Source organism: Psychrobacter sp. NPDC078409 (genome assembly GCF_050268505.1).
Lineage (GTDB): Bacteria > Pseudomonadota > Gammaproteobacteria > Pseudomonadales > Moraxellaceae > Psychrobacter.
On record NZ_JBNNGW010000002.1, the window covers coordinates 69,384 to 91,416 of the forward strand.

At 43.9% G+C, this 22,033-nt stretch carries 19 protein-coding genes; 9 read left to right on the forward strand and 10 right to left on the reverse strand.

All coding sequences use genetic code 11. The features are described 5' to 3' along the window. Positions 1-83 precede the first annotated feature (83 nt). From dnaE to cysE, 4 genes are all read left to right on the forward strand, one after another. Positions 84-3,803 (forward strand): DNA polymerase III subunit alpha, encoded by a 3,720-nt coding sequence (gene dnaE / locus ACQKC9_RS03415; protein ID WP_427620511.1) that lies wholly within the window; start codon positions 84-86, stop codon positions 3,801-3,803. Positions 3,804-3,875: 72 nt separating this feature from the next. Next, positions 3,876-4,256: an Hpt domain-containing protein gene (locus ACQKC9_RS03420; RefSeq protein WP_057759831.1), complete on the forward strand. Its 381-nt coding sequence runs from the start codon at positions 3,876-3,878 to the stop codon at positions 4,254-4,256. Next, on the forward strand, positions 4,256-5,137 hold the full coding sequence (locus ACQKC9_RS03425; RefSeq protein ID WP_427620512.1) for an RNA methyltransferase: 882 nt from the start codon (positions 4,256-4,258) through the stop codon (positions 5,135-5,137). Before ACQKC9_RS03420 ends, ACQKC9_RS03425 begins: the two co-directional genes overlap by 1 nt. Positions 5,138-5,326: 189 nt before the next feature. Further along, on the forward strand, positions 5,327-6,238 hold the full coding sequence (gene cysE, locus ACQKC9_RS03430) for a serine O-acetyltransferase (RefSeq protein ID WP_427620513.1): 912 nt from the start codon (positions 5,327-5,329) through the stop codon (positions 6,236-6,238). Between the two features lie 95 nt (positions 6,239-6,333). On the opposite strand, the gene ACQKC9_RS03435 is transcribed toward cysE, so the two are convergent. The 8 genes from ACQKC9_RS03435 to pheA all read right to left on the reverse strand — a co-directional run bounded on the left by ACQKC9_RS03435 (position 6,334) and on the right by pheA (position 15,003). Beyond that, positions 6,334-6,486: a hypothetical protein gene (locus ACQKC9_RS03435; RefSeq protein ID WP_427620514.1), complete on the reverse strand. Its 153-nt coding sequence runs from the start codon at positions 6,484-6,486 to the stop codon at positions 6,334-6,336. 31 nt (positions 6,487-6,517) lie between these two features. Continuing rightward, complete coding sequence (locus ACQKC9_RS03440) at positions 6,518-7,798, reverse strand: RCC1 domain-containing protein (protein WP_427620515.1); 1,281 nt, start codon at positions 7,796-7,798, stop codon at positions 6,518-6,520. A 182-nt stretch (positions 7,799-7,980) separates the two neighbouring features. Then, complete coding sequence (locus ACQKC9_RS03445) at positions 7,981-8,484, reverse strand: 2-amino-4-hydroxy-6-hydroxymethyldihydropteridine diphosphokinase (RefSeq protein WP_427620516.1); 504 nt, start codon at positions 8,482-8,484, stop codon at positions 7,981-7,983. A 19-nt stretch (positions 8,485-8,503) separates the two neighbouring features. After that, entirely contained in the window at positions 8,504-8,941 is a 438-nt protein-coding gene (folB, locus tag ACQKC9_RS03450; RefSeq protein WP_427620517.1) for a dihydroneopterin aldolase, read from the reverse strand. Positions 8,942-8,982: 41 nt separating this feature from the next. After that, positions 8,983-9,945 (reverse strand): EamA family transporter RarD, encoded by a 963-nt coding sequence (gene rarD, locus ACQKC9_RS03455; RefSeq protein WP_427620518.1) that lies wholly within the window; start codon positions 9,943-9,945, stop codon positions 8,983-8,985. Positions 9,946-10,140: 195 nt separating this feature from the next. Beyond that, positions 10,141-12,474 (reverse strand): bifunctional prephenate dehydrogenase/3-phosphoshikimate 1-carboxyvinyltransferase, encoded by a 2,334-nt coding sequence (locus ACQKC9_RS03460; RefSeq protein WP_427620519.1) that lies wholly within the window; start codon positions 12,472-12,474, stop codon positions 10,141-10,143. Between the two features lie 110 nt (positions 12,475-12,584). Continuing rightward, positions 12,585-13,727 carry a histidinol-phosphate transaminase gene (gene hisC, locus ACQKC9_RS03465; RefSeq protein WP_290177891.1) on the reverse strand — a complete coding sequence of 381 codons (1,143 nt, stop codon included), beginning with the start codon at positions 13,725-13,727 and terminating at the stop codon, positions 12,585-12,587. A gap of 103 nt (positions 13,728-13,830) precedes the next feature. Next, the gene (pheA, locus tag ACQKC9_RS03470) at positions 13,831-15,003 is read right to left on the reverse strand and encodes a prephenate dehydratase (protein WP_102092477.1); all 1,173 of its coding nucleotides are present in this window, start codon (positions 15,001-15,003) and stop codon (positions 13,831-13,833) included. Positions 15,004-15,478: 475 nt separating this feature from the next. On the opposite strand from pheA, the gene ACQKC9_RS03475 reads away from it, so the two are divergent. Together ACQKC9_RS03475 and ACQKC9_RS03480 are read left to right on the forward strand one after the other, a co-directional pair. Further along, complete coding sequence (locus ACQKC9_RS03475) at positions 15,479-16,423, forward strand: transaldolase (protein WP_427620520.1); 945 nt, start codon at positions 15,479-15,481, stop codon at positions 16,421-16,423. A gap of 110 nt (positions 16,424-16,533) precedes the next feature. Further along, positions 16,534-17,001: a hypothetical protein gene (locus ACQKC9_RS03480; protein WP_427620521.1), complete on the forward strand. Its 468-nt coding sequence runs from the start codon at positions 16,534-16,536 to the stop codon at positions 16,999-17,001. A gap of 151 nt (positions 17,002-17,152) precedes the next feature. Here the strand turns inward: ACQKC9_RS03480 and ACQKC9_RS03485 are convergent, their stop codons facing one another. Then, positions 17,153-17,719, reverse strand: coding sequence for an adenine phosphoribosyltransferase (locus tag ACQKC9_RS03485; protein ID WP_347162269.1), 567 nt, complete (start codon positions 17,717-17,719; stop codon positions 17,153-17,155). Between the two features lie 365 nt (positions 17,720-18,084). Between ACQKC9_RS03485 and ACQKC9_RS03490 the strand changes: the two genes are divergently transcribed. Next, the gene (locus tag ACQKC9_RS03490; RefSeq protein ID WP_057759803.1) at positions 18,085-18,249 is read left to right on the forward strand and encodes a rubredoxin; all 165 of its coding nucleotides are present in this window, start codon (positions 18,085-18,087) and stop codon (positions 18,247-18,249) included. Positions 18,250-18,276: 27 nt separating this feature from the next. Further along, positions 18,277-19,326 carry an alpha/beta fold hydrolase gene (locus ACQKC9_RS03495; protein ID WP_102092481.1) on the forward strand — a complete coding sequence of 350 codons (1,050 nt, stop codon included), beginning with the start codon at positions 18,277-18,279 and terminating at the stop codon, positions 19,324-19,326. 159 nt (positions 19,327-19,485) lie between these two features. Here ACQKC9_RS03495 and ACQKC9_RS03500 read toward each other — a convergent pair whose 3' ends face one another. Next, positions 19,486-20,508: a WG repeat-containing protein gene (locus ACQKC9_RS03500; protein ID WP_427620522.1), complete on the reverse strand. Its 1,023-nt coding sequence runs from the start codon at positions 20,506-20,508 to the stop codon at positions 19,486-19,488. Positions 20,509-20,974: 466 nt separating this feature from the next. Between ACQKC9_RS03500 and ACQKC9_RS03505 the strand changes: the two genes are divergently transcribed. Continuing rightward, positions 20,975-21,907 (forward strand): DMT family transporter, encoded by a 933-nt coding sequence (locus ACQKC9_RS03505; RefSeq protein WP_427620523.1) that lies wholly within the window; start codon positions 20,975-20,977, stop codon positions 21,905-21,907. Positions 21,908-22,033 lie beyond the last annotated feature (126 nt).

The window sequence follows — 22,033 nt, forward strand, 5'->3', positions numbered from 1 at the left end:
CTAGATATCAGTATAATTGATTGATAATAATCAATTATTTTATCGCTAGCTTATTTCTTTGATCGTACCAGTAAGAGTCTTCTATGGCATTTGTACATCTTGGCATTCACAGCGAATATTCCATCACCGATTCTATCGTGCGTATTAAACCGCTGGTAAAAGCTGCTGCGGCTGACAATCAGCGCGCGTTGGCATTGACCGATTTGTCCAATTTATATGCCACGGTGAAATTTTATCGTGCCTGCTTAGGTGCGGGTATCAAGCCTATTATTGGCAGTGAAGTCATCATGGATAATGAAGACACCCGCCTTACCTTACTTGCAATGAATAACGAAGGGTATCAAAACATTACCCGTATCGTATCGCTTGGGTTTACCGAAGGTCGTGCTGATCCTATCAATCATGGTACGCCGGTTATTAAGCGCAGTCATATCTTAGAGCATGCAGCAGGTGTGATTGTACTGCTCACGGAAAAGTCAGACGTGGGTCAAGCATTGGTCGGCTCGATGCCAGAAAAGGCCGATGAACTACTTACTGAATGGCAGGAAAAATTTGATAATCGTTTGTACTTTGCGATCAAGCGTACCAATCGTTCAGGCGAAGATGCTTTTATTAGAGCAGCCATCCATTCAGGTGCCAAACACAACATCCCTATCATTGCGCATAATGACGTGCGTTTCTTAGAGCAAGATGATTTTGATGCCCATGAAGCCCGCGTTTGTATTGCAGGCTCTTATGTCCTTGCTGACCCAAACCGTCCGCAGACTTACTCGGATGAGCAGTATCTAAAAACACAAGCTCAGATGGAGCAATTATTTGCTGATATTCCGCAGGTTATTGATAATACCTTGCGCCTCGCTACACGTTGCAATGTCACCTTAACACTTGGTATTAACGTCCTACCTGATTTTCCTGTTCCTGAAGGCGAGACGATTGAATCGTTTTTTCGTGCCGAGTCACAACGCGGTCTTGAGCAGCGCTTAGATAAGCTGTTTCCTGTCGAAGCGCGTACTGATAATTGGAACGATTTCCGTCAAAGATACGATGAACGCCTTGCATATGAATTAGATATTATTCTATCCATGGGCTTCCCTGGTTACTTCCTAATCGTCATGGACTTTATCCGCTGGGCAAAAGCCAATGGCGTGCCAGTAGGCCCTGGACGTGGTTCTGGTGCAGGTTCATTGGTCGCATACGCATTAAACATTACCGACCTTGACCCGATTCATTACGATCTACTATTCGAGCGCTTCTTGAACCCTGAGCGTGTATCGATGCCCGATTTCGATATCGACTTTTGTATCGAAGGTCGTGACCGCGTCATTGATTATGTCGCGCAAACCTATGGCCGTGATGCCGTCTCACAGATTATTACCTTTGGTACCATGGCAGCGAAAGCAGTTGTGCGAGATGTGGCACGCGTACAAAGCAAGTCGTACTTTTTGGCCAATAAAATATCTAAGCTGATTCCAAAAACGCCTGGCATCACACTGAGCCAAGCGCTTGAGCAAGAACCACAGCTCAAAGACTTGATCTCTAATCCTGACAATATGGATTATGAGGATGCCATTGAGATTTGGGAGATGGCGATTAAGCTTGAAGGCGTCTGTCGAAACGTCGGTAAACATGCTGGTGGTGTATTGATTGCTCCGCACAAAATCACTGACTTTAGTGCCATTTACTGTGATGACGAAGGTCACCGCGTCAGCCAGTTTGATAAAGACGATGTAGAAGCTGTCGGGTTGGTAAAGTTTGACTTTTTGGGTTTACGTAACTTAACCGTCATCAACGCTGCGGTTGAAAATATTAATTTACGCCGTGCAAAAGAAAACGTACCTGCCTTAGTTTTAGAAGATTTGCCGTTAGATGACAGCAAAGCCTATAAGCTGCTGCAAGATGCCAAAACCACGGCGGTCTTTCAGCTAGAAAGTATGGGCATGAAGAAGTATCTTGCTAAACTGCAACCGACCAACATCGAAGATGTTATCGCCATGTGTGCGCTGTATCGTCCCGGCCCACTCGATGCAGGCATGGTAGAGATGTATATCGACCGTAAGCATGGTCGCGAAGAAGTCATTTATGACCATCCCAATCTTGAGCCGATTTTAGAAAACACCAATGGCGTTATTGTCTATCAAGAACAGGTCATGCAAATCTCACAGGTGATGGCAGGCTATAGTTTGGGCGGTGCAGATATGCTACGCCGTGCGATGGGTAAAAAGAAACCTGAAGAGATGGCAAAGCAGCGCGATATTTTTGTCACTGGTGCCACCTCACAAGGCATTGATGAAGTCACGTCAGGCGGTGTGTTTGACTTGATGGAAAAGTTCGCAGGTTACGGTTTTAACCGCTCGCATTCTGCGGCTTATGGCGTATTGGCTTATCAAACGGCCTACTTAAAGCAATACTACCCTGCTGAATTTATGGCAGCGGTCTTAACTTCAGATATGAACAACACCGACAACGTCGTGTTCTTTATCAATGATTGCCGTGAAAACTTTGGGTTAACCGTAGTCAATCCTTCAGTCAATCGTAGTGAGTGGCATTTCGTTGCCGATACTCCGACCAATATCATCTATGGTCTTGGCGCAATTAAAGGCGTGGGTGAAGGCGCGGTAGAGTCCATCGTAGATGCACGCCGCACGGATGGTCCTTTTAAAGACTTATATGACTTCTGCCGCCGTGTGGACATCAAAAAAGTCAATAAACGCACACTTGAAGCGTTGGTCAGTGCTGGCTGTTTTGATGACTTTGCCGCCACGCTACGACCTGACTTGCCAGCCGATGAAGCTTACGAGATTCGCGGTGCCTTGATGAGTCAATTGCCAAGCGCCGTACAAGCCGCTGAGCAAGACCGTCAAAACCGCGAAATCGGTATGATGGATTTGTTTGGTGAAATGGATGGTGTGGTCGCAGCGCCGCCGTTAGTCATGACGCCAGAACTCATCTGGGGTGACAAACACCGCCTAAAAGCCGAAAAAAACACCTTGGGACTGTACTTAACGGGACATCCAATCAATGAGTATTTGGATGAGTTGAAACGCTATACCTCTGGTGCGCGTCTCGACAAGTTGACCGATACTGGCTATAACGGCAGCTGTTATTTCTCGGGGCTTATCATAGATATTGCCAACTTTGGTAATCGTAACGTGATTACTTTAGATGATGGTACATCGAGACTCGAGGTCAGCTGCTACGCTGAGCGTTTTAATCGTGTCAAAGAACAGTTAAAAATCGATGAAGTCGTCATTATCAAAGGTAGCATTCGTGAGCGTGATGGACGTTTATTTGCACGTCTTGATAGTGCAATGAGCATGGTAGATGCCAGACTACGTTGGCTCAAAAAAATCAGTATCAAAGTTCACGGTAGTGATATTAATTTGCTCACACGTCTACAACCACTACTTAAATCAGCCCAATCTGACATTATTCCCGAGCCGCGTTTGGCTTATAACCAAGAGCAAGACGAGCAAGGTGGCAGCGGTAGTAATGTCTACGATCCTGGAATGGGTGGCAGCTTGTATGATGAGAACGGTAATGATTTATTGGCATTAGAAAGCGAAATGAACCATGACGCGGCCAATCAAAACGGTATGCCAGCCAGTTATGCCAATAACGCCCTGAGTAATACTGACGCTTCTATCAATGATAATTGTCTGCCACTTGGACTAAGCATTTATGAAGTCTATGGCATCGCAAATGTTGGACTGTCTGAACACTGGCGCGTTTACCCAAATGACGACAATCTGCAGACATTGAAGACTTTGGTCAGTGAAGAGAACTTACATTTCCATTACAGCTAAGACGTACATTACGTTTTAAAAATTCATTATAGTAATCTTATTGCTTTAACTTTTATAAATTGGACAACCACCATGGATGACACTACAAATAATAATATGCTCGGACAAACTGATGAAGAAATTATCAATCATGAACAGTTCGAGGACATGCGTGACTTGCTTGAAGAAGACTTTGTTGATTTGATACAAGTATATTTTGCTGATAGTAAGCAAAGAGTTGCAGCGCTGCGAATTGCTCATCAAAAAGACGATAACGCCAATGGCTTCGAAACTGCTCATGCTCTAAAAGGCGCCAGCGCCAATTTGGGTACAACTCAATTAGTCCGTCTGAGCAGCCAGTTACAAGAATACTGCCGTGAACGCCGTATCAATGAGCAAGCCGTCCTTATCGAAGAGATTGCCATTGCATTACACCGTGCTGAACAAGAAATCAATCAGAGACTGGGACAATAATGAGTAACGACGCTTCATCAGCCGTATCATCACGCACAGTGAACGACTATCTTGCTTGCCTACAAGTGGTCATGGTCAATACGACTTTGCCTGCCAATATTGGTTCGGCTGCCCGTGCAATGCATACCATGGGCTTGTCTCGCTTAACGGTAGTCGATCCCAAATTACCGATTGACGAAACCAGTGTGTCTCATGCAGCGGGTGGCAGTGAATTATTATCGTCAGCTTTGATTGCACCTACTTTAGAGTCTGCTATCTCTAGCTGTCAGCTGGTGTTTGCTGCTAGTAGTCGTAGCCGTCACTTACCTCGCCCTGTCGTGACACCTACGCAAGCTGCTAAGATTATGTTCGACTTTATCGATGCACAAGCAGCTTTAAGTGCAGACGAGAATAATGTTGATACCTCATCTGCTGCTACTGCTAACAAACCAAATATTGCTATATTATTTGGACGTGAAGACCGTGGATTGACCAATGAAGAATTGTCTTATGCCGATTATCATATTCAAATCGACGCCAATCCTGATTACCCTGTATTAAATGTCGCATCAGCGGTGCAAGTGATTGCCAGCTTTATTTTTGCGTATGCTCAAACGCACACTCAGACAGCTGATAGTTTAGATTCGGATACAAGCGCAGACGCCCAATCGACAATCAATGTGAATTTGCGTCAGCAATGGGATGAGCCTGCTATTAATCAGCAGCAGTTGCAACAGCTCACTCAGCGTACTACTGACCTTATGGTGCAGCGTGGACTAGCAAATAGCGAACATCTAAAGTCATTGCCATCACGCTTATCTAGACTTGGGTCACGCCTACAGCTTGATCAAAAAGAGTATCAGCTATTAAACGCTTTAATTGCCAAACTATCAAAAGACTAAAACAAGCCGTAGTTTATGAGCTTGCCTTTGTTTGAAAGCTTTTTACTATATTTTACGGTATAAAGCTGTTATAACTTGCAGAAGCTTAGCGAAAATATATATTCCTGATTATCCGAACTTTATGACCACAGATTAGAGGCATCGCTGTTTTCGCAACGACACTCTACCGACGAATAGATAGGACGCTTTATGTCATTGCCATCCAAATTATTCAAATCGCTTATTACTATCAAGAACGATTTGAAAGAAGATATTGATGCAGTATTCACCCGAGATCCTGCGGCGCGTAATAGTCTGGAAGTGATCCTAACTTATCCGGGCATACATGCGCTTGTTTTGCATCGCGGTGCACACTGTCTTTGGAACAATGAACAGAAACTAGCCGCACGCGTGATCTCTTACGGCTCGCGTATCATGACAGGTATCGAAATCCACCCTGCTGCTAAGATTGGTAGACGCTTTTTTATCGATCATGGTGTCGGCGTCGTCATCGGTGAGACCGCTGAGATTGGTAACGATGTGACCTTATACCATGGTGTTACTTTGGGCGGGGTGTCTTGGAATAATGGCAAACGCCACCCAACGCTAGAAGACGGTGTAACCGTTGGTGCTGGTGCAAAAGTCTTGGGGCCATTCACAGTCGGTAAAAATGCCAAAATTGGCTCAAATGCAGTGGTGGTCAAACCGGTACCAGCAGGTGCAACGATGGTCGGTAGTGCGGCTCGTATGATCTCAGACTATCATGACGAAAAAGGCAACCCGCTTACGACTAAGGTACAAGATGCCAAGCAACAAGAAAAAGTTGCAAAAGCAGGTGAGAGTAACGATCAGACTAAAGACACTACCCCTACTGCCAAACGTACCAATACCTTCCGTGCTTATGGTATCGATCCTTATTCGCAAGACCCTGTTGCAGAAGCTTTTGCTAAAATGCTAGAACACATTCAACAATCAGAGAATCGCCTAGACCAATTGCAGTCAGCAATGTGCCAACTTGATCCTGATTTCTGCAAAAAGGAATACGACAAGCTGTGTCTAGAAGATTTAGATGTGATTGGTCGTGCTGATGTAGAAGATATCAATGATGAAAAAAATCGCTAAGACAGTCGTTAAATGTAGGCAGTACTATTACCGTATAAACTGATAAAAAATGCTTATATAGGTTTTAGTGAAAAACGAATAAAATCAAAGCAGGTTTAGATAAAATCTACCATATCCGCATACATGGTAGATTGACCTGCTTCACCTTCTAGTAAACTCCAATCTTGAAAATCGTTGCTTTTCATCTCAGAGTAAGCCGCACGAGCTAGTAAGACATGATAAAAAATACCTTTAACTGACTGTGACATAATACTTTTCCTTTAATTTTAGAGTTATTAATTATTTATTAGCATGAGTATTGAATAATGATTCGTGTGGACTCAGTACGAATTCTTTTGGCATATAATCTTCAGTTATTTTGCCTGTCCCCCATAGTTCTCTGTCGCTTTTATCGCCCCACATCCAAGCATTGCCTTTATCATCTATAAAAGAATAGTCGGCGAAGCCTCCAGTTCCATATTGGTCAACTTTTATATCCTGAGCAATCCGTATAGGTCTTTGAATATAGTCTTTGGTTGAACTAGATCTAGATGAATACACGTAATTACCCCACGTATAAAGGTCACCATTGATAGTATTAGCCGATATACTATTTAATCTGACAACCTTTGATAGACCTTCTACTTTTTTTGGTGACTTAATAAAGATTTCTTTAGATTCTTTCTGAGCAGACCATTCATGCGAACGCCAACTCCAAACACTACCATCTTCTAATAAAGCAAAATTTGCGTACCCTTTAGTAAAATCAACTGCCTGTTTTGGAAGAGAGACAATGACTGGTGAATAATAAATTTTTCCATTGCTAATAGTAGTTTTTTTAGCGCTTGGATTACCTAAAGAGTCTAATGTTGAAGATGATGAAACAATTGATCCATCCTCATTTAGAGCGACGATAGCACCTGCACTACCTTCGGCTTTGACAATGTGTTCAAAACCTTCGACAAGCACAGGCGAATTAAATTTTTTCTGAATATTACCGTTAACAACACCTGTTTCGTTGTTCCCTAAAAAAAACACCTTTCCTTCACTATTAACAAATATAGAAGCTTGCTGACCTGCATGAATATATACCAAATTCTCAATTCCTTTAATTTCTCTTAATTCCTCTATGAAAGTATCTTCATCATTAGGGTCTATCTCTCCATATCTGTTGCTACCCCAGCCCCATACAGTGCCATCTTTACGTAGTAATAACATATGTCCACCACCGCCTGAAACGGCTACCGCATCATTCACACCCTCGACTTGCCTAGGCGTTGGGTCTTGTCCTGTCTTAGTCTCGCGCAGTAGACCATCTGTACCCCATGTCCAAAGCGTACCATCGTCTTTTACCCCTGCGCTCCATGAGCTGGTCATGGCTAAGCGCTTGGGTTCGATGTTAATCTCAAGTGGGGTTTCTAACGGCTCATCTGGCATATTTGCCACAGGATATTTGTCTGCGGTGAGGGTTTTAAGGTGTTCGGAGGGCGTTTTATCACAGGCAGACAAAGTAGACATCATGAGTATTATTGCTAAACTCATGGTTGGTTTTTTCTTCGAAAAATTCATTGGTTTTTGCATAGGTAGTAGTGACTTGAAGATTACATCGTCACTTATACTAACAATTGCTTAGATAATCGCATAGTTTTTATTAGATTTTTGTCTAGGAAACTGATGGGTTGAGGCAGAGTGAATACTGAACAGCGATGGTTCTAGATGAAAAGATATAATAGTGATTAAGATACGGTTACTTATTAGCCAAACTAGAGCTTGGTTAAAATCAATTCTTCAACCCCTGCTTCCTCATGCGCTTTAAACGGATAACGATCGGCCATTATAATCCAATCAGATATTGGTTTAGATTTTGATTCTTTGCTTAGGCTATTTTCTATATTAGCCAATTTAATCATCAAAATATCAATATCCATTGTCACTCGCCGTACTTGATTTAGCTCAGTCTGTCGACATCTATGACAGTCCCCTTCAAGAGTTTTAAAAGTTTGCTGTAGTTGCTGCAGGCGCATCGGTGTGGTCAGTATTAGATGGACACATTGATTGGTATAGTCAGGCTTTGGCTGTTCCAAGGTTGCAGTAAAATCAGGATTTTGAAAAGCCGTAGACAATCGCACCTCACCTAGCGCTGCTAATCGCTGCCTAGCAAGCGGGAGATACTTGTCGGCTTGATAGTTACTACCTAGCGCTAACACTAGCTCTACCACAGGCTGCGCTTGCACAGTCTCAGGTGCGCATTGTGTGAACGTTGCCAAATTCAAATCCACTGATGTTTTATGCATCATCAGCTTGGCTGACGTTAACTTCTTTGGCAGCTTCTTTAGTAATTAGCTCGTTGGTTGATGCTGGCGCATAGCGCGTTATTTGCACTCCTACCGTATCCGCTTTAGCAATAGCAGTAGGCTTAGCAATGCTCAACGTTATTTTTTGACAGTCATATTTTGCAAATATCTTATCAGAGATCTGACCAGCCAAATGCTCAAGCAGCTTTGCTTGAATCTCTTTACACCACTCGCTCACATCATCGCAGACTTCTTTATAGCTCAGGGCATCGCTGACATCATCTGACACAGCAGCACGGCTAATGTCCGTTTCGAGCGCAATATCAATGAGTAATGGCTGAGTAATGACTCGCTCCCAGTCATAAACACCGATGACCGCCTCAACTTTTAGACCTTTTATAAATACTACATCAGACTGAGTATGAAACATCCTGTCATCCTTGTTTGCTAATTTTTTCGTGTTTTTAGTGTTTACTTAACTGTTTTTAGCGCTTCTTCACGTAGGCGCGCCGCTTTTAACACTTTACTTGGACGATGGCGCCACAGGTCAATGCTGAATAATAGCAGACCTAACCAAATCAAACCAAATACTGCCAAACGTTGTAAATCGAACGGTTCTTTATAATAGAACACCGCCAAAAAGAAAATAAAGGTCGGCGTCAGATAGTTCATAAAGCTCAGAATACTGTATGCAACGAGCTTGGTAGATTTATTGAATAATAAAAGCGGTATTAGCGTAATCGGACCTGCGATCATAAGCAGCCAAATATTTGAGCTAAACCAAAAGCTCAGTTGATGACTTGCCACATCAGATTGCCAAAACCACCACAGACATAACGGTACTAGCATTGCAGTCTCGACAAACATGGCATCGACAGCAGTCAATGGCGTTTGTCGTTGAATCGTCCCGTAAGTACTAAAACTGAACGCCAAAATCAACGATATCCACGGCAGACTGCCAAGCATCACCACTTGAATGACCACAGACAACAGTGCAAATCCAATAGCGACCCACTGTAAAGGACGCAAACGCTCTTTGAACAAGATCATGGATAGTGCAACGCCGACCAATGGCCCGATAAAGTAACCCAGACTGGCCTCAAGGATACGGTCTTGATTGACCGCCCATACATAGGTCAGCCAGTTGGTTGCGATAATTAACCCAGAGACGAGTGATAGCGCAATCCATCTTGGGTTTTGCTTGAGTGTTTCTATCCACCCCCAACGTTTGGTAGCCACCAACACAATCAGTAGGCAACAAAACGTCCAAACGATACGGTGACCAATGATCTCTGTCGCATCATAATCAGATAGCTGTTTGAAGTATAGCGGAAATCCACCCCAGATAAAAAACGCGATAAGCGCAGTAATAATGCCGCGTCTGGTTGTGGTTATCGGGGCAACGGGTTTTTTGATGACATTTTGGGTAGTCATAATATAGGACAACTTTTTAGAGCAAAGCGCGCTCCCACATAATTCTAATTATTATTGTCAATCGAATCGTGAAAGCGCAGGGTTACTACAGTGAGATTATAAGGTAAAAAGCAATGTACTCATGCCAATAGTGACATGAGTACATTGCTAACGATGTTAGATTAAATCTTTAAGAGTTAATGGTAGCTTAGCGACTTATTCAGCACCAGTATCCACTTGGATAGACATACCGATTTGGTTGGCAAGTTCAGCAAATCCTGGGAAGCTAGTATTAACCGTTTCAACCCCTTCAATGGTAATTTGCTGGGATGCACGCAGACTGGCTACAGAGAAGCTCATCGCAATACGGTGATCATGATGCGAGACAATATGACCACCACCAAAAACAGGTTGGTCATTGTTGACTTCACCGTTTTCGGTAGCTACGCCTTTGCCTTCGATAATCAGACCATCATCGGTCACAGTACAATCAATACCAAGCGTATGTAACCCTTCTGCCATCACAGCGATACGGTCTGATTCTTTGACACGCAGCTCCTTGGCACCAGTCAATACCGTACGACCTTGGGCACAGCTGGCTGCGATAAATAGCACAGGGAATTCATCAATCGCCAGTGGTACGAGATGCTCTGGTATCTCAATACCGACTAGGTTTGAGCTGCAAATTGTAATATCAGCAACTGGCTCGCCGCCCACATGTGTCTCATTGCTTAGGCTAATATCTGCATTCATTAATTTTAGAATATCAATGACACCAGTACGCGTAGGGTTGATACCTACTTGGGTCAAGGTCAGCTCACTGTTTTGACTGATGGCCGCTGCCACCATAAAAAATGCTGCAGATGAGATATCAGCAGGAACAGCGATATCGCCGCCTGTTAGTGTGCCGCCACCAGTGACACTGATACGATTGCCTTCTACGGTTACCGGATAACCAAAGGCTGATAGCATACGCTCAGTATGGTCACGGCTGATCTCAGGTTGTGTGACCGTTGTCGTACCCTCGGCCCATAGACCTGCTAGTAGCAAGCAAGACTTTACCTGAGCTGAAGCGACTGGCATATCATACTCACTGCCTTGTAATGGCTTGCCCGCCGTGTCACGACCAGTGATACTCAGCGGCGCAGTACCACTATGACCAGTGCTCTGAATCACAGCTCCCATAGACCGTAGCGGTGCCGCTACGCGCTCCATTGGGCGTTTATTCAAGCTAGTATCACCTGTCAATACGCTATCAAATGATTGTGCTGCCAAGATACCAGATAGCAGACGCATACTGGTGCCAGAGTTACCCATGTATAAAGGGGTTTTGCTAGGCTTTAAACCATTCATACCGACACCATGAATGGTCAAGTTGCCATTATCAGGACCTTCGATAGTCACACCCATATCACGGAATGCTTGTAGCGTTGCTAGCGCATCTTCCCCTTCCAAAAACCCAGTAACATTTGTCACGCCTGTGGCAAGACTGCCGAGCATAATGCTGCGATGTGAGATAGATTTGTCACCAGGAATGGCGATAGTGCCAGAAACAGTATTGCTAGGGGTAATATTATAAGAAGCTGACATAGCAGAAGTATCCGTATAAGGGGTGCTGGCTAACATATGGCCGAAATGTCGCCGTGCGGCTTGCGCACGGCCCAAAAGTCCCATCAGGGCAGTTGAATCTTTATCAATGATAAGCTGGCGCATCGTCTGTAAATAGACACCATACTCATCAAGGGCGCTAACAATCGCGCTCTGGTTGGCAAAAAATATATCATGCCACATTTTAGGATCACTGGCAGCGATACGGGTAAAATCGCGGAACCCACCAGCGGCATAACGAAACATATCTAAATTATCATCATGGCTTGCCAATTGCTCAACCAAATTAAAAGCAAGCAGGTGTGGCAAATGGCTAGTGTGCGCTAATATGCGATCATGATGCTTAGCATCCATTGACATGACATTTGCGCCTACTGATTCCCATAATAGTCGCAACTTTGCAATAGCGGTTGGACTGGTTGTCGGTAGCTCGCAAATAATGACGCTATGATTGACAAATAAACTGGCGCGGCGCGCATGATACCCTGAATTTTCAGCCCCAGCAATTGGATGCGCTGGCACTAATCCTATCGGCAGCGAGCCGAACACTGCTTTAGCGGCATCAATGATATTGATCTTAGTACTACAGACATCCGTCATGATGCAATCACTGGCAAGCTGTCCGTTATCCATCGCTTGCTTGATATCAACAAACACTGCTTGAACTGCCTGTACAGGCACTGCAATGATAATTAAATCACTGCCAGCGATAACGTCCTGTAAGTTTGCACTACCTGCATCTAGCAGACCATGCTCGATGGCTTCTGTAATACTTGGCGCATGTCTATCGACTGCTACCAAACGCTCGCTTAAGCCATTGTCTTTAATGGCTTGCGCAAAACTGGCACCAATCAGCCCAAGTCCAATCACACAAACTTGTTTAAATATAGGTGGCGTAGTATTTAGAGACAATTGAAGTTTATTATTTTTCTGACTACTCACGGCTTTTCTCGTTGGACACACTAATACATAGATAGAGCCAGTCTTAGTGTTATAAATTTTAATGGCTAATTAAGAACAGTTTTTAAATTACAAAGCACTTATGGATGCGCTTAGTCTTCAGTCAAAATAGAACGCAAAGTATCGATCAAACGCAAATTGTCTTCAGCCACACCTACTGTGATACGTAGCCAGTTAGGTAGTCCATAAGCATCCAGCGGACGGACGATAACGCCTTGTTCAAGTAGCGCCTGATGGATAGAAGCAGCAGTTATATCTTCCATCTCAACCTGCACTTCGACCATAATAAAATTGGCATGCGACTTCACAAAACCCAACCCTAGCGCATCAAACTGCTTTTCTAACCAGCGCATTTGCTCATCATTTATCAGACGAGTTTTTTCGATAAAGTCTTGATCAGCAAGTGCAGCAGCAGCAGCAGCTAAACCAACACGGCTGACGTTAAATGGCTGACGAATTCGGTTTAGTAAATCCGCCACTGCTACCGAGCTTAGGGCATAACCGACGCGTAAACCTGCCAGCCCATAAGCTTTAGAAAAAGTACGCACAATAATGACATTATCGAACTCATCTAGTAAGGCGCGGTTGTTACTCTCAGGACTATACTCGATATAAGCTTCATCTAGTACCACCAAGACTGAGCTTGGCACACTGGCAACGAACTGGCGCAGCTCTTTTTGCTCTAACTGCGTACCCGTTGGATTGTTCGGATTGGCAATAAAGACGATTTTGGTATTCGGATTATCTTGTACCGCTTGGCTCATGGCTTTTAGATTGTGGCCGAAGCGCTGAGCAGGCACTTCAATGCCCGTGGCACCTTGCATCTTCGCTAGCATGGGATATACCACAAAAGCATACTGACTATAGACGATGGCATCATCAGCACCCACAAAGCTGCGTGCTAAAATATCGAGCAAATCATCAGAGCCATTACCTAAGGTAATTTGATTGGCATTGACATCGTTAAAGTCAGCCAGCGCTTGCTTTAGATAGTAACCATTGCCATCAGGATAGCGCGACAACTGCCCTAGCTGCTCAGTCACTGCTAGCGTCACTCGTGGGGAGCATCCCATCGGATTCTCATTGCTAGCCAGCTTGACCACGTCTGAGACACCATACTCACGTGTCAGCTCCTCAATTGGCTTACCGGTTTGATAAGGTGCCAATGCCAAAATACTGTCGTAAGCTGGCGTTAACGGCGATAGATCTGACGCGGTCAATTGAGTAGTCTGCATGGTTTATCCTTAGATGGTATCTGTAAATGCTTTTTTAATGCTATCTGCAAAAGCTAAGACCCATCTATTATGTATGAATACCAGTGAGTAAGCCTATAGTTGTCTATAGGACAGCTTTTGGATATGAGCCTAATATGCGCAAATCTTTGACCAATGGACGAATATCATTGATGGCAGCGCTAACGTTTGGATCATTAACATGACCATTCATATCGATAAAGAATACGTATGCCCACTTGTTAGGACGCTCAGGACGCGTCTCAATACTGGTCATCGATACGCCATGATATGACAAAGGTTTCAAGATTTCGATCAGTGCGCCTGCTTTATCGTGAGCGGAGACGACGATAGAGGTTTTGTCTTGACCAGATGGCGCAATTGCTTCATGACCGATAATAAGGAAGCGTGTGGTGTTACTTGGATTGTCTTCGATATTTGAGTAGAGCTTATGCAAGCCATACTCCGCAACAGCGACGTCACCTGCAATCGCAGCTGAATGCCATTCGTTTTTGAGGCGGCGAGCAGCTTCACCGTTGCTTGATACAGCAACGCGTTCAACATTAGGGAAGTTTACATCTAGCCAATGACGGCACTGAGCAAGCGACTGCTGGTGCGAATAAATACGGCTCAAGCCATCAATCTTAGTATGTTCAGCGACTAAGAAATTTTGATGAATTGGCAATTCAACTTCGCCTATGATCTTCAAGGTAGAAGACAAGAAACCATCTAGAGTATGGTTGACTACGCCTTCTGAAGAGTTTTCGACAGGAACCACGCCATACATCGCTGTCCCAGCTTCGACTTCGCGGAACACATCAGTAATAGTTGTCATCGGTACGGTATCCGCTGCTTTACCAAAGTGCTTGAGCGCAGCGGCATGCGTGAAGGTACCGACAGGGCCCAAGAAGGCAATACGCTGCGGCGCTTCTAAATCCAAGCATACTGACATGATTTCACGAAACAAGCGCGCCATTTTCTCATCAGCGATTGGACCCGCATTACGTTCCATGACAGCTTTTAGTACTTGTGCTTCACGTTCAGGGCGGTAAAAGATAGGATTGCTATTGTCATCAGCGGCGGTATGATTTTTCTTTACCATGGCTACTTGCTGAGCCAGCTTTGCACGGTTGTTGATTAACGTTTGAATCTCACAGTCTACTGCGTCAATATTTTGGCGAATATTGTCTAAAAACTCTTTTTCAGTTGCGGTATCGCTAGCGCCTGTAGTGGTTTGATTTAGATTATCCATTGTTTGCTCTGGTGACTGCTCGCTCATTACCGCCCATCCTTTTTAGATTTTATCGCTGTTAGATATTACTATTATTTAAATATCGCTATTACATTGCTATTACTTAGGTAGCTCTATTGCCAAATCTGACTGTTTGCTGTTTTTAGTTAAAGACTAAGCCTGATAGTAGAAACTATCTTCAAAACCAACCTCAGAACAGTCTATCAAAAACACCCTATATTGCTAGTGCCATTTGGCGTTAATGCTATATTTACTGCCAAATACAGCAGCTTGATACATAGCCGGCTCTACTATAGCAAAAACTAAGGTCAGTGCCCATGCGTAAATGCGTATAAATATACCAACTGTGATTAATATTAGCACAGCTGAGCCAGATAACAGTGGCGCATAGCATAACTATGAGGCAACACCTGCCCAAAACTGTGTTACAGTTCCAGTTCAGCTCCCTACCCTGTTATATATAAGAGGAGCATCATGTGATTAATAAGAAAAAGGATACCTGATGAGCGCATTACAACAGCTACGCACTATGACCACGATTGTTGCTGATACTGGTGACCTTGCCGCTATTGACCGTTTAAAACCTATCGATGCAACCACCAACCCAAGCCTTATTACCAAGGCTCTGATTCATCCTGATAATCAAGGCATGCTGTCAGAGACCATGAGTCGTCATAATGGTGACGTGGATGCCGTGATCGATGCGCTGACCATTCAGGTTGGCTGCGATATTTTAGAGCTGATTGAAGGCCGAGTCTCTACTGAAGTGGACGCTCGCTTATCTTATGATACTCAAGCGACGATAGATAAGGCACTGGCTTTTATGGATGCTTACCAAAAAGCGGGCGTCGATTCAGAGCGAGTATTGATCAAGATGGCGGCAACTTGGCAAGGTATTGAGGCGGCGCGCTATCTTGAGACTCAAAATATCCACTGCAACCTGACCCTACTGTTTGGACAACACCAAGCGATTGCCTGTGCAGATGCTGGTGTGACCCTGATATCACCTTTCGTCGGCCGTATTCTAGATTGGCAAAAACGACAACAAAGTCGTCAAAACGTACCGGCTTCTGATGACATGGGCGTACAGTCAGTCAAGCTCATTTATCAGTATTACAAACAGCACGGTTACGAGACGCAAGTAATGGGCGCTAGTTTCCGCTCTACCGAGCAAATTTTGGCATTGGCAGGTTGTGACTTGTTGACGATAGCTCCCAACCTCATTGATGAGTTGGCAGCCATGGATACCGAGGTAACTCGCCAACTGTCTCCGAGTATGTCGATGGATATGAAGGCGATGACTCAGGTAAGCTTAACGCATGAAGAGTTTAGTGCTGCGTATCAGCAAGACAAGGTTACACAGGACTTGTTACCTAAGGGTATTGACGGATTTATCGGGGCGCGTGACGAGCTGGCTAAGACATTAGCAGCCATTCGCGGACAATAATAGCCACACGACAGAGCGCGACGGATACTGAGCTGGCACAAAAGATATTTGCCTACTAATAGTAAGTTGGCTATCATTACCTACTTCAAATGACAAGAAGCAAGGCTTATATGAAACGGCTATCAATATTATTGGCAGGCAGTGCTTTAGCGATCAGCGCCCAGGCAGTTAACTGGGTAGAGGTGTCCGAGAGCAGCTCTGGATCAATTTTTAGTATAGATTTGGATTCTATTGAAAGCTCTGACATCAGTATCATAGATGAAAAAGACGTCGAAAATATCACGGTATCTATCCTTAGAACCTATCCTAAAGATAAAGATGCCGATAAAGATGACTCGAAGGAAGAAAAAAACAGTATTGACCATAGTGAGCAGCAACTACTCATTTCGTGTAAAGACGCCAGTTACTATAGACGAGCCTTTGTTAACTACAATGCTGAAGGCAAAGTAACCAAATCATGGCAGTCAGAAAAACCAATATTGACCACAAAAGACTTTAAAGCCACTACCCCAAAGACAGTCGGTCGTACGGTGATAGAGCAGTCTTGTAAGGACTACGAACAAGACGAAGAGCAATAAATACAGCCTACTTAACACAATACTAAAAAACATCAGTACAGTATCAAAAAAAGCGCCCTGACATAGTATCAGGGCGCTTTTTTATTTGGAGAATCGTTTAACTATATCGACAATACAACGTGTCTAGTAGTCAAAGAAACAGCAATTCATTTTAAGCTTTTAGTACCGTATAAACAGGTACTGGGAACTCGCCATGCAAGTCGACCAAGTCCAATAACACTAGCGCGCCGACCACAGTATGGTCAGCTGATTGGCACAGCTCGTAAGCAGTAGTCAACGTACCACCAGTTGCCAAGATGTCATCGACCAATAGTACGCGCTCAGGCGGCAGGTTATTTTGCATCTCAAGCGTGTCTTTACCATACTCCAGTGCATAGGCTTTGTTGGCAACAGGTGGCGGCAGCTTACCTGGTTTACGTAGCAAGATCATGCCTTTGCCCAAGCGGCCTGCTAGCATACTGGCAAAGACAAAGCCGCGCGCTTCTACCGCACCCAGACAATCTACCTCTTCCATAAGCCCTTCTGGCAATGCGGCAAGTAGCGCGTCAATGACAGCGTCAATATGACTGCGCAGTAACGGGGTAATGTCATAAAAATCAATGCCAGCTTTTGGAAAGTCTGGTACTGTGCGAATAATCTGCCAAAACGGATGGTCAGTATTGAGCACATGAGACGTCTCATTGGTGGTGGCGGATGTGGCGGCGGCATTGGTACTCATGATGACCCTTAGCTTATGTATTTAGATGGTTTAGTTAGTTTAAATAAGACAACAACTGGATGATATATCAGCGATAAATGCTAAGCATTACTGTGAATTTAGCGGCGACTATTATAGCATAATTGGTTTTCGTGTGGCGGGCTGGCGTCCAGTCTTGTTATTAAGCGCTAACAAGGTAACGTATGTGATTGACTTGATAAAAGAAAAGTCATCTCAATATACAAGTGTAAACTTAACTATGAAAATTGCGGTTATATGCTAAACTACGTGCGTTTTTGCAGTCTAATATAATAGCTGTAATATTAAAAATGAGCGTTTATAGCACGCTGTAACTGTAATACTGGTAATGATCGATAGGACTATTTATGAAACGTTATGAATGTATTGTCTGCGGCTGGATATATGATGAGGCGCTTGGCTGCCCAGAAGAAGGTATCGCACCTGGTACTAAGTGGGAAGACATCCCTGATGACTGGACTTGCCCTGAGTGCGGTGTCGGCAAGCTTGATTTTGAGATGCTTGAGCTGTAGTAGATGACCCTCTAATTAGGACACTTCATGACAAAATCAAATGACATCAATAGTGCCAAATTGCCTGAAACGCTAGATAACAATCTAGAAGATCATCTGAATAACTACCCTACTCCTGAGTGGCGCAAATTTGGGGAGCATCAATGGCGCGACTCTGACTTGAGTAAACACCTTCGTCAAGCAATGATTGACATCGGTGATGGTATTGAGTTGTGTGTCGAAGCTGGCGGTAACCCCAATAATCCACCGTTGCTGATGATCATGGGGCTAGGCTCACAAATGATATTTTGGCCAGACAATTTTATTAAGCGCTTTATCGATGCTGGTTTTTTTGTGATTCGTTTTGATAATCGTGATATCGGCTTGTCTTCTAAAGTACAGATAGAAGGTTTGCCGCGTATTAGCCAGCTTAAAATGATGGTACGCCTACAGACAGGGCTGTCTAACAAAAGCACGCAGGTTGCTTATAACTTGACGGATATGGCTGAAGACACCGCACGTCTAATTAAAGCACTAAAGCTTGGTAAGACACATCTGCTTGGGGCTTCGATGGGCGGTATGATTGCACAAATCGTGGCGGCACGTTATCCAAGCTTAGTGCAGCGAATGGCGCTTATGTTTACCACGACCAATCGTGCGTTTTTGAAGCCGCCCAAGCCCAAACAGCTATACACCCTTATCAATCGTCCAGAGAGCCACTCTGAGCGTGATATCGTGCGTCATAGCGTTTGGTTTATGAAGACCGTTGGTACACCAGGTCATGTGAATGTGCGTATGGTTCGTGAAATCGCTAAGATTCGCTATCAGCGCAACTTCCACCCGCTTGGTACGGTGCAGCAGCTCAATGCTATCTTAGCATCAGGCTCTATCAGCCGATTTAGTAAGCAAGTTAAAGCACCAACGATTGTATTACATGGTAGCGCTGACGGACTCCTGCCTGCCTCGCAGGGCCGAGTCGTTGCCAAGACCATCCCTAATGCTACATTCCATCTCATCGAAGGCATGGCACACGATATTCCAGAGTATTATCAGCCTTATATGGTCGACTTAATCAGTAATCATTTATCGAGCAAATAGCTTTAAAAACATCAGTGTCAAAAAAAGAGTGTAAAACCTAGCGAAAAATCACAGGTTTTACGCTCTTTTTTATTGCCTATTTAATCCTAGGGCGTGTCCTCAATTCAATCGATAGTTATCTAAATGGGTTAAAAATGAGGACACGCCCTAGTAATTGCATCAATCACAAGCAACACCAGCCCCTTCCTTATCAATACACATTTTATTTCCGTTCTTTAGGTTACCAATCCACGCCTTACCACCTGTAAATACAAAGGATGGTTTACCCTGATAGCTATCGCTAGCGTTCACACCATTGTTAGCAAAGCGAAAAGGAATCACTAGCTCACCGCCTAAATTGACAAAGCCCCACTCTTCACCGATACGCACGCCAGCATATTCCTCAGAAAATGGACGCACTTCATCAAATGAGTACGTAATCATCGTGACATTATTGTCATCGACGAAACCCCATTTACCATCTTGCTGACGCGATTGAAGCGTCGTAAACCGCGCCGGTACAGACTGTGATGCTGTGCTAGATTTTTCGTTAGAAGAAGTAGATTTATTCACTGCCTGAGTGTCATTCTGAGCATTTGGATCATTCGCTGCATTACCGTTTTTATCCACCCAACTGGTTGCACGGCCTTTGCGTACACGCGCCACCCCATTACGATAATTATCAATATCATCAATCGCTGCAGAAAATGAGACAACGGTACTATTGGCTGTGTTAATCACACCATAGTTACCCTCTTTTTTTACCACGATACGCCCATCCGATACAGGCCGCGCCCATCCTTGACTCTCTGTCAATATATCGTACATGGCAGGCACGACTTCGCGGCCCTGCATATTGAGATAACCGACTCGACTGTTACGCAGTACAGGCAACAGACCGCCCGATAATTTATCGGCATCGACTTTTTGATAACGTGACAAATCAACGACTCGTTTGCCTTTTTTATCGATTAACGCCACTGGCGCACCAAAATCTTTGATCGCCAAAAAGTAACTGCTACTGGCCGTGCAGGAGACGTTTTTGTAATAACTTTTTGGGATTTTACAACTGGCGGCGTGTGCGCTAGGCATCAAAAACAATGCGCTAGATAGCATCGTCACGACGACACTGTATCGCGATATTTTTGGTAGCAAGCCAGACAATGTATGTGGCTGTTTTTTTGATAGCAATCGTTGAAGCATAAATAAACCTAGACAAATAATATAGATTGTTTGGTATAACAAATCAGACGTTGAGTACATTATATCGTCAATCTACTATACATGTGTTGCAGCGTTAATGTCGCTTAAAGTGCTACACACATATCCTCCGTGCAGAAATATCACTTGTATACATTATGCGCTTTCCTACTCCTACGAATCGTCGCCCTGATACAAATTTTTTGATATAAGTACTATTACCCAACTGTCATAAGTCTATTTCTAAAAACGCAGCCATATCAAATACTTTGATTGTTTATTTGCGTCTAACATGCCCAATAATTTTCCGCATAGCGATAGTATTTGTATTCAGCATAATAAATTGTGGTTTTACCATTTCATTTTGCGTTTAAAACCACGACAATATGGCTCTATGTCAACATAAGTTCTGACATTATGCAATGATAATAAGAATGCTGTTATTCAAATACTGTTATAAGGACAAATTATGGCTATTGCTTCAACGCGATCTGCACCTATTGGCTTAGTCATTGGTTGTATCATTTTTGGATTGGGCAGCTTAATTGTTGCTCATGTCGATATTGGTGGTTGGGCCATGTCGTTTTGGCGATTGGCTGTTTCTGGTATTGTATTTGCGGTATTGGCTAAGATAATGGGCCAACGTATGCCCAAATCAAGACGCGCTATTTTTTATGCGCTACTATCGGGGGCATTTCTAGGATTAGATTTGGCGCTGTGGCATGAGAGTATTTATGCGGTTGGGCCTGGTATTTCGACGCTGCTTAATAGTCTGCAAATATTTTTCTTGGCCGCGATTGGGTTTTTGTATTTCAATGAGCGTCAGTCTATCGTACAACTCATTAGTTTATTCTTAGCCATGATAGGCGTGGCGATGATAGGTAGCCCTGAATTTGCACATAACAACGCGGCGACTTGGGGCTTTGTCACTGGTATTGTATCGGGTGCCATGTTAGCTGCATCAATGACATTTATCCGCAAAACGCATGACACTGAACCGACACCTATATTTATGCTAATGCAGCTAATCAGTATCGGTGGCGTCTTAGCCATGATTATACCGATGTTTGTATTTGACACAGGTAATATCCTACCCAATACATGGTCTGAGATTGGTTGGGTACTTATCTATGGTACGGTAATGCAATGCTTGGCATGGGGATTGATTGCCTACTCTATTCCTAAGCTTTCGTTGGCACTGACTGGGCTGCTATTGTTGACTGAGCCTATTGCAGCCCTTGTCATTGACTATAGCTGGCTGGACAAGCCGATTAATACTTTGCAGTGGAGTGGCGCATTACTAACGATGTTTGCTATTTACTTAGGCTCGTTGAAACCAAAACCACGCGCCCTTCGCCGCTATCGGTTTTTTTCAAGATTTTATAAGCGCGATTATAAATAGTTCCGATACTGTTGTTCGCTACTACTGTTGCTCAACACTGCCATACAAAAAAGCGCCCATACTATCGATAGCATGGGCGCTTTTTGTTAGATGAGATATTCTTTGACCATCTTTATTTGATAAGCT

Coding starts and splice junctions, on each gene's coding strand:
- dnaE (WP_427620511.1), top strand. CDS start 84: ATGGCATTTGTACATCTTGGCATTCACAGCGAATATTCCATCACCGAT.
- ACQKC9_RS03420 (WP_057759831.1), top strand. CDS start 3,876: ATGGATGACACTACAAATAATAATATGCTCGGACAAACTGATGAAGAA.
- ACQKC9_RS03425 (WP_427620512.1), top strand. CDS start 4,256: ATGAGTAACGACGCTTCATCAGCCGTATCATCACGCACAGTGAACGAC.
- cysE (WP_427620513.1), top strand. CDS start 5,327: ATGTCATTGCCATCCAAATTATTCAAATCGCTTATTACTATCAAGAAC.
- ACQKC9_RS03435 (WP_427620514.1), bottom strand. CDS start 6,486: ATGTCACAGTCAGTTAAAGGTATTTTTTATCATGTCTTACTAGCTCGT.
- ACQKC9_RS03440 (WP_427620515.1), bottom strand. CDS start 7,798: ATGCAAAAACCAATGAATTTTTCGAAGAAAAAACCAACCATGAGTTTA.
- folB (WP_427620517.1), bottom strand. CDS start 8,941: ATGTTTCATACTCAGTCTGATGTAGTATTTATAAAAGGTCTAAAAGTT.
- rarD (WP_427620518.1), bottom strand. CDS start 9,945: ATGACTACCCAAAATGTCATCAAAAAACCCGTTGCCCCGATAACCACA.
- hisC (WP_290177891.1), bottom strand. CDS start 13,727: ATGCAGACTACTCAATTGACCGCGTCAGATCTATCGCCGTTAACGCCA.
- pheA (WP_102092477.1), bottom strand. CDS start 15,003: ATGAGCGAGCAGTCACCAGAGCAAACAATGGATAATCTAAATCAAACC.
- ACQKC9_RS03475 (WP_427620520.1), top strand. CDS start 15,479: ATGAGCGCATTACAACAGCTACGCACTATGACCACGATTGTTGCTGAT.
- ACQKC9_RS03480 (WP_427620521.1), top strand. CDS start 16,534: ATGAAACGGCTATCAATATTATTGGCAGGCAGTGCTTTAGCGATCAGC.
- ACQKC9_RS03485 (WP_347162269.1), bottom strand. CDS start 17,719: ATGAGTACCAATGCCGCCGCCACATCCGCCACCACCAATGAGACGTCT.
- ACQKC9_RS03490 (WP_057759803.1), top strand. CDS start 18,085: ATGAAACGTTATGAATGTATTGTCTGCGGCTGGATATATGATGAGGCG.
- ACQKC9_RS03495 (WP_102092481.1), top strand. CDS start 18,277: ATGACAAAATCAAATGACATCAATAGTGCCAAATTGCCTGAAACGCTA.
- ACQKC9_RS03500 (WP_427620522.1), bottom strand. CDS start 20,508: ATGCTTCAACGATTGCTATCAAAAAAACAGCCACATACATTGTCTGGC.
- ACQKC9_RS03505 (WP_427620523.1), top strand. CDS start 20,975: ATGGCTATTGCTTCAACGCGATCTGCACCTATTGGCTTAGTCATTGGT.